The organism is Streptosporangium sp. NPDC049046 (genome assembly GCF_040649155.1).
In the GTDB taxonomy this organism is placed as follows: domain Bacteria; phylum Actinomycetota; class Actinomycetes; order Streptosporangiales; family Streptosporangiaceae; genus Streptosporangium.
On record NZ_JBEZEZ010000012.1, the window covers coordinates 77341 to 92935 of the forward strand.

Sequence of the window (15595 nt, forward strand, 5' to 3'; positions counted from 1 at the left end):
GGAGCCCTCGTCGCGCGTCGCGTGCACGTCAGCGTCACCGTGGTCCCGGTGCGGGAGCCGCCTCAGACCTGGTACTTGTCGCGCATCTCCCGCAGGTTCCGCAGCGCCTCGGCGACCCGTGGGTCCGTGGAGAGGCCCCCTTCCGGGTCCAGGGTGGGCATCCGTCCCTGCAGCGCCTCACTGAACCCCGTCATGCCGCCGAGCAGGGGCGCCAGCACCTCGTCCATCCGGGCGGCCGCCAGCTTCGAGGCCTCCCCCACGGCCTCCATGATCGCCTCTCCCAGCGCCTCCGAGCCCAGTCTCATCGCCCTGGGATTGATGTCGACGCCCAGCAGTGCCCCGCCGGGAGCGACCTCCACCTTCACCAGCCCGTCGGCCGCCTCGCCGTGGGCCCGCATCTCGGTCAGCTCCTCACGCATCCGCTCGTAGCGCGCCGAGAGCTTGTCGAACCCCTCCGCCAGCTGGTCCACCTCAGGATTACCCGTCCGCCCGAAGCGGCCGTCAGCCGTGGTCATCCGAATCCTCCAGGAAACGAGTCAAGATCAAAAATGCCATACGCACTCTAATGCCCCATATAGCGATAACGCGGGTAAACAGCCACCATCCACCTCGAGGAAGTCGCCCGACGACGAGCCCGAACAGGCTCGGCGCTCTCCAGGGGCGCCGTTCAGGCGCGCGCGGCCGACCAGCCGATGTGGGGTGCCACGCGGGCGAGCAGGCCCGGCAGCGCGGGGTGAAGGCCGGTCGGCAGTTCGTCCTCGCCGAACCAGGTCAGGTTCCCGATGCGGTCCGGCTCCGACGGCGTGACCTCGCGCGGGTCGACCAGAACCGCGAACTGGACGGACACCCAGTGGGTCGGCACGCCTGGCGAGGTCCGCCTCACGTTGGCCACCCCCACCTGGACCAGTTCCAGGGCGGTGGCGCCGAACTCCTCCCCCACCTCGCGCCGCACACACTCCTCGAAGTCCTCGCCGAAACCGAGTTCGCCCGCCCCGGAGTCCCACACCTCGCGGCTGTCTCTCGCCTTGGGGCCGCGCAGGTGAAGAAGGACGCGGCCCTCGCCGTCGTGGCAGACGAAGCTGCAGCTGACCCCGATGTGGGAGCGGCCCGCCGGGCGGGGGTCGACGGGTGCCGTGCTGTTGTCGCGGTCGCTCAAGGGAGTCCGTCCTGGGCAGGGGAGGCGCGGGCGGTCACCCGCCGGTCAGGGACAACCGTAGGTCAACCGGCACCCGGAGCACACCGCGAGACCGGGAGTCACCGGGTCCCCCTCGGAAGCGCACCCGAAGGCGGCGGGCCGGGAACGACGGACGAAACGGGTGGTCCGCCCCGGAGCCGCCACGGCGGCGGGACCGGGCACTCGACGGGACGGACCAGCATGATCATCTGTCGTACCCACCGACGTCCGGACGCTGGCGCGCCGCCCGGACGGTGGCATCATGGCCGATCCGCAGAGCGTGGAACGGCCGGCAGATGATCTCCCCCCTCAGCGGGAAGGTGAAACACCCTCCACATACCTAAAGACGCCAAAACGGCCATAAAAGGATGCTTCGCCCTTCAAGATTTTTCCGGGCGCGCACAACACGCTGGCGGCCTCCCGGACACCCCCCTCCGATCGCCCCCGTCCCCGGATCTCCTCCCTCCGCCCACCCCGGATACCGCATAGGCTGGTGGAATGGACAAGGTGGTAAAGAGCGACGCCGAGTGGCGCGTCCAGCTCTCTCCCGAGGAGTTCCGCGTGCTCCGCCAGGCGGGGACCGAGCGCGCCTTCACCGGGGAGTACGTCGACACCAAGACGGTGGGTGTCTACAGCTGCCGCGCCTGCGGCGCCGAACTGTTCAGGTCCGATACCAAATTCGACAGCCACTGCGGCTGGCCGAGCTTCTACGAGCCGTCGAAGTCCGAGGCGGTGACCCTGATCGAGGACCGCTCGATGGGCATGACCCGCGTCGAGGTCAGGTGCGCGACCTGCGACTCGCATCTGGGCCACGTGTTCCACGGCGAGGGTTACGGCACCCCCACCGACGACCGATACTGCATCAACTCCGTCTCGCTGAGGCTGGAGCCCGTCGAGTAAGCTACCGGCTCACACCCGTGAAGGCCTCGTCGGAGCGCACCTCCGGTGGGGCCTTCAACGCGTTCGGACAGTCATGTCGCTCCGCCCGGAAGGTTAACGAGCCGCCAGGAGGGGCAGAGCCAGACGACCCACGGTATTCACGGTTTCGCTTAGTGTGATCGTCTAAGGAGTCCTCGTGCATCTCCGCCACAAATGGGAGATCATCGAGACCATCGGCCGGGTGGTCACCCAGCGCTGCTCGATCTGCGGCAAAACCCGGGTCCGGGTGGCCCCGGTGGCGCGCCGCGTCGACTATCGCGGACTCGGATAGGTGAGGCGGCAGTCGGGGTCGTCGGGGCCGAGGACGTTGGCCAGGACCGGGTTGCCGTTCTCCCCGAACTCGGCCTGGACGAAGACCACGGGGCTGGGCACGCCGAGCTCTCCGACGAGATAGTCGACCCCCGCCTCACAGAGCTTGATCGCCTGCTTCGAGTTGCTCGCGCTCTCCGGCAGGTCCGTGTATATCCGCAGATAGCCGCCGACCATGCGGATGTCCTTGACCCGCTTGGTCGCCTTACGGCTCTCGAAGTAGGCCACCGCCTTCTTGTCGGTGTGCTTGGACGGCCCCGAGGCCTCGGTCTCCCTGTCTTTCTGGCGCTTCTTCTCGGCCTTGGACCGTTTCGCGGCCTCCTCCTCGCTCTTCGCCCCCTTCCCGTCCACCTCGGCGGCCACCACCGCGCCCGACACGGGGGACTGCGGCGGTGCGGCGGCGCGGGGAACGGCGCTCGGCACCGGCGCCGGGGTCATCCCGCCCGCCGAGGCCTGATCACCGGAAAACCACCCGCTCACCGCAAGGGCCCCCACGGCGAAGGCGGTGACGGCCACCGAGACCTCGAGAACGGGTGAGCGAGACTTCTTTCTCCGGCGCCCCCGAGCACGTCGCCTGGATCGTGCCAGATCTTCGCCCCTTTTCACCTTCGGCCTCACATAGACGGGTGATTTTCCCCGAGTATGACAAAGCCAAGGGACGGTAAAGAGACCTTCAGCGGATTATTTTCCGCCGGTCCGTCACAGGAGACACTTCCCTCACCTCACGAAACTCCCGAACCTCACGGGTTTCGAGAGGTTCACGGAGTGTGCCCGGCCGCGCCTCCCCTTCGCCGCCGGGCCGAAGCCCCGCGGCGAAGGAACGCGCGGAGGCTACGGCAGCGCCGCGATCAGCTCGCTCGGCGGCTTGCGGACCCCCGTGTAGAAGGGCGTCTCCTCGCGGGTGTGCCGCCGGGCCTCGGCGCCTCGCAGGACGCGCATCAGGTCGACGATGCGGTGCAACTCGTCGGCCTCGAAGGCCAGCATCCACTCGTAGTCGTTCAGCGAGAAGCAGGCGACGGTGTTGGCCCGCACGTCGGGGTAGTCGCGGGCCATCCTGCCGTGCTCGGCGAGCATCCGGCGGCGGTCGGCGTCGTCCAGGAGATACCACTCCAGGGAACGCACGAACGGGTAGACGCTCACGTACGCCCGCGGCTCCTCCTCGGCCAGGAAGGCCGGGATGTGTGACTTGTTGAACTCGGCCGGTCGGTGCAGCGCCATGGCCGACCAGACCGGCTCGGCCAGCTGTCCCAGGCCGGTGCGGCGGAAGCGCGAGTAGGTCTCCTGCAGGTCCTCCGCCGTCGGGGCGTGCCACCAGAACATGAAGTCGGCGTCGGCGCGGAAACCCGACACGTCGTACAGACCGCGGGTGACCACGTCCTTGCGGCCCATCTGGGCCATAAGCTCCTCGACCTCGGCGGCCATGCCCTCCCGGTGGCCCGGACAGCGCTCCTTCATCCTGAAGACCGACCACATCGTGTAGCGGATCACCTGGTTCAGGTCGCGCGCCTTGGGGCGCGGGTTGGCGTCCGTCATCGTCACCCCTTTGTCAACGAATCGGTACTGTCCCGCCATTCTCTCGCGGGATCGAGGTGGTCGAGAATCCGGGCCGCCGCGGTACGGGCAGTGGCGACGCAGGCAGGAATGCCGAGACCGTCGTAGGCGGCACCGCACAGGGCCAGGCCGGGCTGGTCGGCCGCGGCCGACCGGATGCGGGCCACCCGGTCGAGGTGGCCCACCTCGTACTGCGGCAGAGACCCTCCCCACCGGGTCACCCGCGAGTCGCGGGGCAGCCCGCGCACGCCCATCACCTCGACCATCTCGGCGATCGCCAATGCGACCAGCTCCGCGTCGTCGCGCTGCAGCACGCCCTCCTCGCCGATCCTGCCGATCGAGCAGCGCAGCAGGACCAGGCCGGGATCGTTCTCGGCCAGGTGCGGCCACTTGACCGAGCTGAACGTGGCGGCCTTGATCGGCCGCCCGTCGACGGCCGGGACCAGGTAGCCGCTGCCGGTCGGCGGGGCGGGGAACGCCTCGCGCGGGTAGGCGAGGGTGACGATGGCCATGCTGGCGTACTCGATCCTGGCCAGCTCCGCGGCGGCCCGGGGCACCTCCCCGGCGAGCAGACGGCTCGCCGCGGGGGCGGGAACGGCGATGATCACCGCGTCGGCCTCGACGGTCTCCGGAGCGGGGACGGGTCCAGTGACCAGCAGCCAGCCGTCCTCGGTCCGACGCAGCTCCCTGACCGTGACGCCGGTCCTGATCTCGGCCCCCGAGGCGGCGGCGACGACCTCGGGCAGGCTGCCCATCCCTCGCCTCAGGGTGGTGAAGACGGGGCCGGCGTCCTTGGGGGTGTCGGCGACGATCTCCCTGGTCGCGGCGAGCAGCGACCGCTCCGACCTGGCCGCGATCGCGATCCTCGGCATGGTCGCGTCCAGCGACAGCCGCTCGGCCCTGCCCGCGTAGACGCCGCCGAGCAACGGTTCGACGAGCCGGTCGACCACCTCCTCGCCCATCCTGGCCCGGATGTAGGCCGCCACCGACACGTCGGTGGTGACGCGCGTGGCCGGAAGGATGTGGTCCAGGGGCACCCGGGCCAGGCCCGCCGGGCTCAGCACGCCCGACCTGGCCAGCGCGAGGACGTCGGAGGGAACGCCCATGACGTGTCCCTCCGGCATGGGCCGCAGCGACCCCCTGGTCAGGATGCCCGCCTTGACGGTGCCGGGAGACATCAGCTCGTCGCCCAGCCCGGCCAGCCTGGCCAGCTCCTTGCCCTCGGGCCGCCGGGCGAGCATCGCCTCGGCACCCGCGTCCATCATGACTCCCGCCACCTCGGTGGCGTGCAGCTTGCCGCCGATCCGCGAGGCGCCGTCGAGAACGGTCACCCTGAGGTGCTCGCCGCGCCCTCGCAGGTGCCACGCGGCGGCCAGCCCGGCGATCCCGCCGCCGACGACCACCACATGCCTCCGCTTGCCTTCCATGACTCCCGACCGTATCGCCCCCTCCCCGCGCCCGCGTATCCCGCTCACGCCCCCGGTACCTCCGTGACCCGGCGGCGTGAAGAACGTGACGCCATCGTGACTGCCCGCGTCGAACCGCCTCACCGCGCCGGGCGTCAGGAGGTTCATGAGATCAGTGAGCAGAATCCGGTGTGGTCCGCGCCTGGCCGCTCCCCTGGTGGCCCTGGCGCTGTTGGTGTCCGCCTGCGGAGGAGGGGGCGGGTCGCAGAGCGCGTCCGACGCCGCGGCACCCGCCGCCGGCTCCGGTGCTCGGGGGGACGTCCAGGTCGGCGAGGCGGCCCCGCAGGACGCCTCGGGCAGGGACACAGCCCCGAAGAACGAGGCACAGAAGACCGCCCAGGTGAAGGTGGTCCCACAGGACAGGGCGATCATCTACACGGCGGAGATGACGGTCAGGGCCAAGGACGTCACCGCCGCCGCCGAGCGGGCACGGCAGATCGTCACCGCCGCGGGCGGCTACCTGGCCATGGAGAGGTCGGACGCCCACTCCGGCGGCGAGGGCTCCGCGACGCTGGTCTTCAAGATCCCGCCGGGGAACTATCCCGGCGCGCTCGACCGGCTGGGCAAGGATCTGGGCACCCGCGAGTCGCTGCAGCAGAACACCGAGGACGTCACCGAGCAGGTGGCCGACGTGGAGAGCCGGCTGAAGTCGGCGAAGGCCGCGCTCGACTCGCTGCGCACACTGCTGAAGCGGGCCAACACCATCGGCGAGGTGCTCGAGGTGGAGCGGGAGGTCTCCAACCGCGAGAGCGAGCTGGAGTCCCTGCAGGCGAGGCAGAAGACCCTCGCCTCACAGACGAGCGTGGCGACGCTGACGCTGAACCTGGTCGGCCCCGCGACGGTGGTTCCGCAGGAGGAGGACGAGCCGTCCGGTTTCCTCGGCGGCCTGCGGACGGGGTGGAGCGCCTTCGTCACCGCCGTCAAGGTCGGCCTGACGCTCCTGGGCGTACTGCTCCCCTGGCTCGTCCTCATCGGCCTGGTCTGGCTCGCGGTGGCCCTCCTGCGCCGCGGACGGCGCTCAGGACGTGGCGACAGGCCACTCGGCCCCGCGCCCGAGGACCCCGAGCCGGATCGCTACGACGAGGCGGAGGACGGCGAGGACGCGAAGGAGAGCGAGGGCGGAGGACCGGTTCCCATGAGCCCGGGGCGGGGAGGCGCCCCCGGGTGAACGCCCGAGGCGTGATCACTCCGGGTGCGGCGCGGAGCACCTCCGAGGCGCCCTCGGGTAAACTCCCGGGGCGCGCGGGCCGGGCGTCCGACCGCCCGCGATGGAGCGGCTCCGGCTGGGGAGCCGGGTCCGGTCAGCGGGCCGAGGTCTCGTGGACGAAGTCGGTGAGGCGGGCCAGCTGGTCGGGGTCGGTGCCGGGCAGCACTCCGTGGCCCAGGTTGAACACGTGGCCCTCGGTCTCGGCCGCGCGGGCGAGGATCTCGCCCGCGCGGCGCTCGACGACCTTCCAGGGGGCGAGCAGGATCGCCGGATCCAGATTGCCCTGCAGCGCCTTGCCGGGGCCGACCCGCGAGGCGGCCTCGTCGAGCGGGACCCGCCAGTCGACGCCCACGACGTCGGCCCCCGCCTGACCGAGCAGGCCGAGCAGCTCGCCGGTGCCGACACCGAAGTGGATGCGCGGGACGTCCAGGTCCGCCAGGCCCGCGAAGATCCGGCTGGTGTAGGGGAGGACGAACTCGCGGTAGTCGTCGGGTGACACCGCGCCGACCCAGGAGTCGAAGAGCTGGACGGCGGAGGCCCCGGCGGCGAGCTGCACGCGCAGGAAGCCCAGGGTGATCTGGGTCAGCCGGTCCATGAGGGCGTGCCACAGCTCCGGCTCGCCGTACATCATGGCCTTGGTGTGGTCGTGGTTCTTGGAGGGGCCGCCTTCGATGAGGTAGGAGGCCAGCGTGAACGGCGCTCCCGCGAACCCGATGAGGGGGGTCGCGCCCAGCTCCTTCGTCAGCGCCTGGACGGCCTCGGTGACGTAGGAGACGTCGTCCGGCTCGATCGGCCGCAGCGCCTTGGCCGCCTCGGCGTCCCTGATCGGCGCGGCCACCACCGGTCCGACGCCCGGCTTGATGTCGAGGTCGACGCCGATCGCCTTGAGCGGGACCACGATGTCGCTGAAGAGGATGGCCGCGTCCACGCCGTAGCGGCGGACCGGCTGCATCGTGATCTCCACGACCAGCTCGGGGGTGGCGCAGGCCGTGAGCATCGGCACTCCCTCGCGAAGCGCCCGGTATTCGGGCAGCGAGCGACCGGCCTGGCGCATGAACCACACTGGCGTGTGAGGAACGGGCCGGCGGCGGCAGGCACGCAGGAAAGCGGAGTCGACGAGCTCGGAAGTCACCCCACCAGGGTGCCATGCCGACAGACCGCTCGGCTCACCAAGGCCCTCGACCGATGAGTTCAATACGAAATCACCGACTATTCAATGAGATCGCACGTCACACCCCACAGACACTGTCAAGCGATGACAACGATCGCGCTTTACCGGTTTTGAGAGCTTCGTCCACTGAAATCCGATGTTGGCACGCGGCAGATGACAACGGGCGGAGCGAGGCGATCATGTTTCCGGGTACAGTTCCTCTCATCGGCGATCCTGGCCCGGCCCTCGGCTGGTCCAAATGTTCGCCAAGTCACCGCGCGGCATCGATTCCCGCACCACTTTGGGGACACGCCGAGCACGCTGCGCGGAAATGTCGGCGCGACGTGCCAACGTCGGACCACGACCCGACGAAAGGCCCGTGCGATGTCCACCATGTGGAGTTCACCCGAACGTCGCGGTGAGCACCGTGCCTCCTGCGCCCGCGGGCGGGGTCCCCACCAACGGTCCCATCCCCGCGGCCACGACCGGGGCGAGCGTCACGAATGGGCCGACACGGAACGGGTCCGCGCCGGGCGCGGTCACGAGCTCCTCCCGGAAGTTCCCGTCGGCGGGCTCACCCTCGCCCCTCGCAGGCCGTCGGCAGCGGCTTGATCGGTTCCAATGGCTCCTATACGCACCCCAGTGGTCCCCATGCGATCAGTTTCGACCTACGCTTCCGATATGACCGTCGGTGACGCGCCGCCCGCTCCCGCCGCCTTCAGGCGCGCGGTGGCGAGCATGCGCCCCGCGGAGGTCAGGCCCGAGATCGAGCTGGAGGACATCCCGGCCCCGCAGCGCCTGGCCCCCTATTCGGCCGCGATCGGCGCGTCGGTGTACCGCGACGACGACGAGCTCGCGGTCGGCCGCCTCATCGTGCTCTTCGACCCCGACGGCCAACGCGGCTGGGACGGCCAGTTCAGGCTCGTCGCCTACGTGCGAGCCGACATGGAGCCGGAGATCACCGAAGACCCGCTGCTCGGACCCGTCGCGTGGAGCTGGCTCACCGAGTCGCTCGACGCCCACGGCGCCGGCTACGCCGCCGCCGGAGGCACCGTCACCCGGGCGGTCTCCGAGGGCTTCGGCAACAAGGCCGAAGACCCGGTGACCACGGAGCTGGAGCTGCGCGCATCCTGGTCGCCGCTGCAGGAGGACCTCTCCGGCCATGTCGCCGCCTGGTGCGACCTGATGTGCCTTGCCGCGGGCATGCCACCCCTGCCACCCGACGTGGCGGCCCTGCCGCCGCGCCGTCGCGAAGATCCGGAGCCCTTCAGAACGTGACCGATGAGACGACCGTAGTCCCGCTGCTGGAACCTCGTGAGGGAATCCCACCCGTCGTCGAGGATCCGGCGGCTCTCGCGCGCGTGGTACGCGCCTTCGCCGAGGGCACAGGCCCCGTCGCCGTCGACGCCGAGCGCGCCTCCGGCTACCGCTACAGCGGCCGCGCCTATCTCGTCCAGCTGCGCCGCGCGGGCGCGGGAAGCGCCCTGATCGACCCCATCCGCTGTCCCGACCTGTCGGAGCTCGACGCGGCGCTCGCCGACGCGGAGGTGGTGCTGCACGCGGCCTCCCAGGACCTGCCGTGCCTGGCGGAGGTGGGCTTCCACCCGCGAGAGCTGTTCGACACCGAGCTGGCCGGTCGACTGCTCGGCTACGAGCGGGTCGGGCTCGGCCTGATGGTCGAGAACGTCCTCGGATTCAGGCTGGAGAAGGGCCACTCGGCCGCCGACTGGTCCACCCGACCTCTGCCGGAAGACTGGCTGCGCTATGCCGCCCTCGACGTCGAGGTCCTGATCGAGCTCCGCGACGTCCTGCACGAGGAGCTGATCTCCAGCGGCAAGCTGGAGTGGGCGCGGGAGGAGTTCGCCGCCGTGCTCGCACACAAGGCGCCGGCCCCGCGCTCCGACCCGTGGCGGCGAACCTCGGGGATCCACAAGGTCCGCTCGCTGCGCGGGCTGGCGGTGGTGCGGGAGCTGTGGACACTCCGCGACGAGCTCGCCCGCCAGTCCGACGTCGCCCCCGGCCGGGTCCTGCCCGACTCGGCGATCGTGACAGCCGCGCTTGAGCTGCCCCGCACCACCAAGGCGCTCACCGACATTCCCCCGTTCACCGGCCGCAGCGCCCGGCGGCACCTGCGCGACTGGCTGGCTGCGATCGGCACCGCCCGCTCACTGCCCGACTCGGAGCTGCCGCAGCCCAGCGCCCCCGGCGACGGGCCGCCACCGGCCAACCGGTGGATGGACCGCGACCCGGTGGCCGCCCGCCGGCTCGCCGCCGCCAGGGCCGTGGTGGCCGCGCTCGCCGACGAGCATCACATGCCCGCGGAGAACCTGATCCAGCCCGACGCGATACGCCGCCTGACCTGGGAGCCACCCCCGGTCATCAGTGACGAGAGCGTGGTCGCCCGGCTGCGTGAGCTGGGTGCCAGGGAGTGGCAGATCGGGCTGACGGCCCATCCGATCGCCAAGGCCCTGCTCCGTTTGGAGATCAAGGGTCAGGCGTGAGGCCCCCGCCCTTTACAAAGTAGATCACTTCCCGTTCCACTCCCGGGACCGGGCCGAGCACGTCCACACCGGCCCGGATCCCCGGCCTCGGGAACGCTCCAGGCCGGCTCAGTTCCGGCAGGCCGCGGAAAGAGGGCGTTCCGCCTCGTCGCTCTCGTCACCGGCCGGCTCCGGCCGCACGTAGGGGATGGCGCACCACACCGTCCGGCCCAGCCCGCGGCCGTGCTCGCGGGTCCCCCAGCGTCCACCGGAGAGCCGGTCGACGATGAGCAGGCCCCGACCGCGCCTGGCCTCGAAAGGCCGGCGCCACGAGATGTGCGGCGCACGAGAGGCGGAGCCGGGGTCGGAGACCTCGACGTGGACGGAGTCGTGGGTGGCGGTCAGGGTGAGACCGATCAGGTCGTCCACCAGGCCGGGGTCGGCGTGCTCCACGGCGTTCGCCAGCAACTCGGAGACCACCTGGACGACATCGGACAGCAGGACGTGGTCGGGACCGAGGGCCTCACGCGTCTCATGGCGGGCCCGTCCGACCGATTCGTAGGCGCTGTCCAGAAATACCTCCGTGAGTTTTCCCGTCTTCATGCCCGAAGCCCTCCACCTGGTTTCACGAATCGCCGTCTTCACATCCACCTTCGCGGGGAATCCCTTCGAAGAACGACTACCCTTCGTGTCCGGCTCGACACATGACAGCCCAGCGCTTCCCGGCATTTTCCGCGCGGCCGTCGAATAACCCGGGGCATTCACCCGCACCGGTCTCAATGTCGGCCTTTCATGAGGAATGCGATCCGATATGGAGTTCGGCGGACATTCAGTGCCACGGAATATCACGCAACCAAGATGATCATCCTCTTCGCGACGTCACGGCTCCGGAGGCCGGGCCCCCACCGCCACCGCCCCCGGGGGCTCGGGGACACCGGCCCCGGACTGCGGGGACGGCGGCCCCGAACAGGGCGGGGACGGCGGGGGCCGGCGGGGCGGGAGGCTCAGCAGCTCGCGAGCATGCTCTGCAGGGCGCTCTTCTCCGAGCTCTGCAGGGTCAGCTTCCAGTAGTACTTCACCTGGATCCACGCCCTGGCGTAGGTGCAGTGGAAGCTCGCCAGCGGTGGCCGCCACGTCGAGGGGTCCTGGTCGCCCTTGGCCTGGTTGACGTTGTCGGTCACCGCCCACAGCTCGGGCCCGCCCAGATCGTTCGCGTACTCCTGGCGCTGCGCGCTGGTCCACGCGTAGGCACCCGAACGCCACGCCTCGGCCAGCGGCACCATGTGGTCGATGTCGACGTCACTCGCGGCGGTCCAGGTGGCGCCGTCGAACGGGGAGTACCACCGGCCGGAGACGGCCGCGCAACCGGAGTCGACGACCACTCCCGTGCCGTCCCTTTTGAGCACCGTCTCCCTGGTGTTGCAGGAGCCGCTGATGGTGATCCAGTGATTGAACAACGACCGGCTGTAGGAGGACTGGTTCGTCTCCGCGGCGACGGTGAGCGTCGCGAGCCTGCTCGCGGCGGTGGCCGCGGAGGGAATGTTGGGCGGGGTCGCCGACGCCGCCCCTGTCGTCAGGGAGACGGCCAGGGAGACGGTGAGGAGAATCGGCGTGAGGGCAGCGGAAATCCCGGTGACGACTCGTTTCACGAGTGGCCCCTTCTGTCGCTCCACCTCGGCCAGTCGAGGGGTCTGGGCACGGCGAGAGGAGGACAGACGGAACGTCTCAACTCATGACAAATACGGAAATGTCATGCTTTGACGACGAGTCAGGACGTGCTTGGTCGGATACTGCCCTGATGCGCGCTCGGACGCGTTTCAGCTGCGATGACGTGGGACACGGAAAACGCGAGGCTCTCTTTCACCCGCCCTTTTCTCGCGAACGTGTTGTAAAGATCTCGTGAACGCCGGAATATCTCCGGGAAACGCCGGGAATCCTCCGGTCCGGACCTCAGGACCACCTCGGCGACCTCGCCCCGGCCCCGGCCGGCGTTCCCGCCCCGCGACTCCGAGGGGCACCGGCCGGCATCCCGCTCATCCGGACATCGCCCGGCGCTTGCCGCAGGCGGGACGACTGTCGTACGGTGGAAAGGAAAGCGCTTTCCTCAGAGGTCGGAGAAAGATGTCCCCGCAAAGCATCGGCGTGGTGATGAACGGCGTCACGGGCCGCATGGGCTACCGCCAGCACCTGGTCCGCTCTGTCCTGGCGATCAACGAGCAGGGCGGCGTGCCCCTGTCGGGCGGCGAGAGGGTCCTGCTCAGACCGGTGCTGGTGGGCCGCAACGCCGAGAAGTTGCAGAGGCTGGCCGACCACCACGACATCGAGTCCTGGACCACCGACCTCGACACCGCCCTCGCCGACGACGCCAACCTGATCTACTTCGACGCCCAGGTCACCCAGGCCCGCGTGAAGGCCGTGCTCGCGGCGATCGAGGCGGGCAAGCACGTCTACGCGGAGAAGCCGACCGCCGAGACGTACGAGGACGCGCTGGCGCTCGCCGAGGCCGCGACCGCCAGGGGGGTGAAGAACGGCGTCGTGCAGGACAAGCTCTTCCTTCCCGGCCTGCTCAAGCTCAGGCGCCTGATCGACGGCGGCTTCTTCGGCAGGATCCTGTCGGTGCGCGGCGAGTTCGGCTACTGGGTGTTCGAGGGCGACTGGCAGGAGGCGCAGCGCCCGTCGTGGAACTACCGCTCCGAGGACGGCGGCGGCATCGTCCTCGACATGTTCCCGCACTGGGCCTACGTGCTGGAGAACCTGTTCGGCCGGGTCACCTCGGTCTACGCCCAGGCCGTCACCCACATCCCCGAGAGGGTGGACGAGCGGGGTGAGACCTATCGGGCCACCGCCGACGACGCCGCCTACGGGGTGTTCGAGCTGGAGGGCGGGATCATCGCGCAGATCAACTCCTCCTGGAGCGTGAGGGTGAACCGCGACGAGCTGGTGGAGTTCCAGGTCGACGGCACGCACGGCAGCGCGGTCGCCGGTCTGCGCGACTGCCGGATCCAGCACCGCGCCGCCACTCCCAAGCCGGTGTGGAACCCCGATCTGCCCGCCACCGCCCGCTTCAGGGACGGCTGGCAGGAGGTGCCGGACAACACGGAGTTCGACAACGGCTTCAAGATCCAGTGGGAGCGGTTCGTCCGCCACGTGGCCGAGGACGCGCCCTTCCCCTACGACTTCGCCTCGGGAGCGCGCGGCGTCCGCCTCGCCGAGCTGGGCCTGCGCTCCTCCGCGGAGGGCCGCCGCCTGCCGGTGGAGCCGTGATGGCCGCGCCGAGGATCGCGCGGATCACGCTGCCCGGCGGGGAGCACACCCTGCGCGAGCCGGTCACCTGGAGCAGGCCCGCGGGCCCCGCCGTGAGCCGCGTCGTCTACGCCGCCGCCCACGTGGTCGCCGATCCCCTCGGCGACAACACCCCGGGCTCCCCCGCCGCCGTCGACTGGGACGCCACCCTGCGTTTTCGCCACCATCTGTGGTCGTACGGGCTGCGCGTCGCCGACGCCATGGACACCGCCCAGCGCAACATGGGGCTCGACTGGACGGCCACCCGCGAGCTGATCCGGCGCAGCGCCGCCGAGGCGAAGGCCTTCGGCGACCCGGCGGAGCTGGTGGCCTGCGGCGCGGGCACCGACCAGGCCCCGCACGCCCGGACCCTGGACGAGATCGTGGCGGCCTACACCGAGCAGATCGAGACCGTGCGGGACGCGGGCGCCGGGGTCATCGTGATGGCGAGCCGCCGGCTGGCCGCGATCGCGCGAGGTCCGGAGGACTACCACCGGGTCTACGGCGAGCTGCTCTCCGGGGTCGACCGCCCGGTGATCCTGCACTGGCTGGGCGAGATGTTCGACCCGAACCTGGCGGGCTACTGGGGCTCGCGCGACGTGGCCGAGGCGACCGCGTCGTTCCTCTCCCTGATCCGCGACCACGCGGCGAAGGTGGACGGGGTCAAGGTCTCGCTGCTGGACGCCGAGCACGAGATCGGGTTGCGCGCGGCACTGCCCGAGGGCGTACGGCTCTACACCGGCGACGACTTCAACTACCCCTCGCTGATCGCGTCGGGCAGCCACGCGCTGCTGGGGATCTTCGACGCGATCGCCCCCGCCGCCGCCGCGGCCCTGGAGGCACTCGACGCGGGCGACCTGCGACGGTACGACGAGATCATGGAGCCCACGGTCCCGCTCTCGCGGAAGATCTTCGAGGCGCCGACGTACAACTACAAGACGGGCATCGTCCTCCTCGCGTGGCTCAACGGCCACCAGGACGCCTTCAGCATGGTCAACGGCGCTCAGGCGGCCAGATCCCTGCCCCACCTGGCCGAGGTGTTCCGGCTGGCCGACCGGGCCGGGTTGCTGGCCGATCCCGAGCTGGCGGTCTCCCGGATGCGCTCCCTGCTGGCGGTGAACGGCCTGTGATCGCGCGAACGAGCCGTCTCTCGCTGAACCAGTGGACCACGAAACGGTGGTCGGTTGCCGAAGCCGTCGACGGGTGCGTGCGGCACGGCGTCGAGGCCATCGGCCTGTGGCGGCAGGACGTCGCCGCGGCGGGCCTGGAGGAGACCGTGAAGCTCGTCGCGGACGCCGGGCTGCGGGTGTCGTCGCTGTGCCGGGGCGGTTTCCTCACCTCGGGCGGACAGAACGCCCTGGACGACAACCGCAGGGCGATCGACGAGGCCGCGGCGCTGAACGCCGCCTGCCTGGTCATGGTGGTCGGCGGCCTGCCCGGCGTGGTGCCCGGCGAGCCACCCGGCACGATCTCCCGCGACCTGCCCGCGGCGCGGGAGCGGGTCGCCGAGGCACTGGCCGTGCTGGCACCGTACGCGGGCGAACGCGGGGTGAGGCTCGCCCTCGAACCACTGCACCCGATGTACTGCGCCGACCGGGCCGTGCTGTCCACCCTCGCCCAGGCACTCGACCTCGCCGAGGCGCACCCCTGCGAACAGGTGGGCGTCGTCGTCGACACCTTCCACGTGTGGTGGGACCCGCGGGTGCTTGAGCAGATCGCGAGGGCCTCGGACCGGATCGCGAGCTACCAGGTGTGCGACTTCCTGTCGCCGCTCCCCGCCGACGTGCTGCTCGGCCGGGGGATCATGGGTGAGGGCGTCATCGACTTCGCCCCGATGACCCGGGCGGTGGCCGAGGCGGGCTACACGGGGGACGTCGAGGTCGAGATCTTCAACGCCGAGGTGTGGGCGGCCGACCCCGACGAGATCCTGTCCAGGGTGAAGGCCGCCTTCGCCGAGTTCGTCGGGGGGTGACGGGCACTCTCCCGCCACGATTTTTCTGAGCGAAGGACCGTTCCAGCGGGAGGAAAAACGTATTC

Annotated in this window: 17 protein-coding genes; 8 read left to right on the plus strand and 9 right to left on the minus strand. The window is 70.5% G+C overall.

The features are described from left to right. Nucleotides 1–62 precede the first annotated feature (62 nt). Both AB0B96_RS18930 and AB0B96_RS18935 read right to left on the minus strand, forming a co-directional pair. Nucleotides 63–515 carry a YbaB/EbfC family nucleoid-associated protein gene (locus AB0B96_RS18930; protein ID WP_362900203.1) on the minus strand — a complete coding sequence of 151 codons (453 nt, stop codon included), beginning with the start codon at nucleotides 513–515 and terminating at the stop codon, nucleotides 63–65. A gap of 152 nt (nucleotides 516–667) precedes the next feature. Beyond that, the gene (locus AB0B96_RS18935; protein WP_362900205.1) at nucleotides 668–1156 is read right to left on the minus strand and encodes an NUDIX domain-containing protein; all 489 of its coding nucleotides are present in this window, start codon (nucleotides 1154–1156) and stop codon (nucleotides 668–670) included. Between the two features lie 516 nt (nucleotides 1157–1672). Here AB0B96_RS18935 and msrB point away from each other — a divergent pair. Continuing rightward, complete coding sequence (gene msrB / locus AB0B96_RS18940) at nucleotides 1673–2074, plus strand: peptide-methionine (R)-S-oxide reductase MsrB (protein ID WP_350946704.1); 402 nt, start codon at nucleotides 1673–1675, stop codon at nucleotides 2072–2074. A gap of 175 nt (nucleotides 2075–2249) precedes the next feature. After that, entirely contained in the window at nucleotides 2250–2384 is a 135-nt protein-coding gene (locus tag AB0B96_RS18945) for a hypothetical protein (RefSeq protein WP_350946703.1), read from the plus strand. Here the strand turns inward: AB0B96_RS18945 and AB0B96_RS18950 are convergent. The 3 genes from AB0B96_RS18950 to hemG all read right to left on the minus strand — a co-directional run bounded on the left by AB0B96_RS18950 (nucleotide 2366) and on the right by hemG (nucleotide 5400). Continuing rightward, a complete protein-coding gene (locus AB0B96_RS18950; RefSeq protein WP_362900208.1) occupies nucleotides 2366–2902 on the minus strand; it encodes a hypothetical protein in 537 nt (178 codons plus the stop codon). The genes AB0B96_RS18945 and AB0B96_RS18950 overlap by 19 nt on opposite strands. Nucleotides 2903–3253: 351 nt before the next feature. Further along, nucleotides 3254–3955 (minus strand): hydrogen peroxide-dependent heme synthase, encoded by a 702-nt coding sequence (hemQ, locus tag AB0B96_RS18955; RefSeq protein WP_350946701.1) that lies wholly within the window; start codon nucleotides 3953–3955, stop codon nucleotides 3254–3256. A gap of 2 nt (nucleotides 3956–3957) precedes the next feature. Next, nucleotides 3958–5400 (minus strand): protoporphyrinogen oxidase, encoded by a 1443-nt coding sequence (gene hemG, locus AB0B96_RS18960; RefSeq protein WP_362900210.1) that lies wholly within the window; start codon nucleotides 5398–5400, stop codon nucleotides 3958–3960. A gap of 154 nt (nucleotides 5401–5554) precedes the next feature. On the opposite strand from hemG, the gene AB0B96_RS18965 reads away from it, so the two are divergent. Then, nucleotides 5555–6607 (plus strand): DUF4349 domain-containing protein, encoded by a 1053-nt coding sequence (locus AB0B96_RS18965; protein ID WP_362900212.1) that lies wholly within the window; start codon nucleotides 5555–5557, stop codon nucleotides 6605–6607. 133 nt (nucleotides 6608–6740) lie between these two features. Here AB0B96_RS18965 and hemE read toward each other — a convergent pair whose 3' ends face one another. Both hemE and AB0B96_RS18975 read right to left on the minus strand, forming a co-directional pair. Next, a complete protein-coding gene (gene hemE / locus AB0B96_RS18970; protein WP_362900214.1) occupies nucleotides 6741–7778 on the minus strand; it encodes a uroporphyrinogen decarboxylase in 1038 nt (345 codons plus the stop codon). A 420-nt stretch (nucleotides 7779–8198) separates the two neighbouring features. Next, nucleotides 8199–8339: a hypothetical protein gene (locus tag AB0B96_RS18975; RefSeq protein WP_362900216.1), complete on the minus strand. Its 141-nt coding sequence runs from the start codon at nucleotides 8337–8339 to the stop codon at nucleotides 8199–8201. A gap of 138 nt (nucleotides 8340–8477) precedes the next feature. Here AB0B96_RS18975 and AB0B96_RS18980 point away from each other — a divergent pair, with 138 nt between their 5' ends. Then, on the plus strand, nucleotides 8478–9074 hold the full coding sequence (locus AB0B96_RS18980) for a DUF3000 domain-containing protein (RefSeq protein ID WP_350946697.1): 597 nt from the start codon (nucleotides 8478–8480) through the stop codon (nucleotides 9072–9074). Continuing rightward, nucleotides 9071–10297, plus strand: coding sequence for a ribonuclease D (locus AB0B96_RS18985; protein ID WP_362900218.1), 1227 nt, complete (start codon nucleotides 9071–9073; stop codon nucleotides 10295–10297). The genes AB0B96_RS18980 and AB0B96_RS18985 overlap by 4 nt, the downstream gene beginning before the upstream one ends. Nucleotides 10298–10405: 108 nt before the next feature. Here the strand turns inward: AB0B96_RS18985 and AB0B96_RS18990 are convergent, their stop codons facing one another. Further along, entirely contained in the window at nucleotides 10406–10879 is a 474-nt protein-coding gene (locus tag AB0B96_RS18990) for an ATP-binding protein (RefSeq protein WP_362900220.1), read from the minus strand. A gap of 401 nt (nucleotides 10880–11280) precedes the next feature. Then, nucleotides 11281–11925, minus strand: a complete 645-nt coding sequence (locus AB0B96_RS18995; RefSeq protein WP_362900222.1) for an HNH endonuclease family protein — start codon at nucleotides 11923–11925, stop codon at nucleotides 11281–11283. A gap of 472 nt (nucleotides 11926–12397) precedes the next feature. Here AB0B96_RS18995 and AB0B96_RS19000 point away from each other — a divergent pair, with 472 nt between their 5' ends. The 3 genes from AB0B96_RS19000 to AB0B96_RS19010 are packed head-to-tail and all read left to right on the plus strand — an operon-like array spanning nucleotide 12398 to nucleotide 15530. Further along, a complete protein-coding gene (locus AB0B96_RS19000) occupies nucleotides 12398–13540 on the plus strand; it encodes a Gfo/Idh/MocA family oxidoreductase (protein ID WP_362900224.1) in 1143 nt (380 codons plus the stop codon). Then, the gene (locus AB0B96_RS19005; RefSeq protein WP_362900226.1) at nucleotides 13540–14688 is read left to right on the plus strand and encodes a dihydrodipicolinate synthase family protein; all 1149 of its coding nucleotides are present in this window, start codon (nucleotides 13540–13542) and stop codon (nucleotides 14686–14688) included. Before AB0B96_RS19000 ends, AB0B96_RS19005 begins: the two co-directional genes overlap by 1 nt. Next, nucleotides 14685–15530: a sugar phosphate isomerase/epimerase gene (locus AB0B96_RS19010; RefSeq protein ID WP_350946691.1), complete on the plus strand. Its 846-nt coding sequence runs from the start codon at nucleotides 14685–14687 to the stop codon at nucleotides 15528–15530. The genes AB0B96_RS19005 and AB0B96_RS19010 overlap by 4 nt, the downstream gene beginning before the upstream one ends. Nucleotides 15531–15595: the final 65 nt, after the last annotated feature.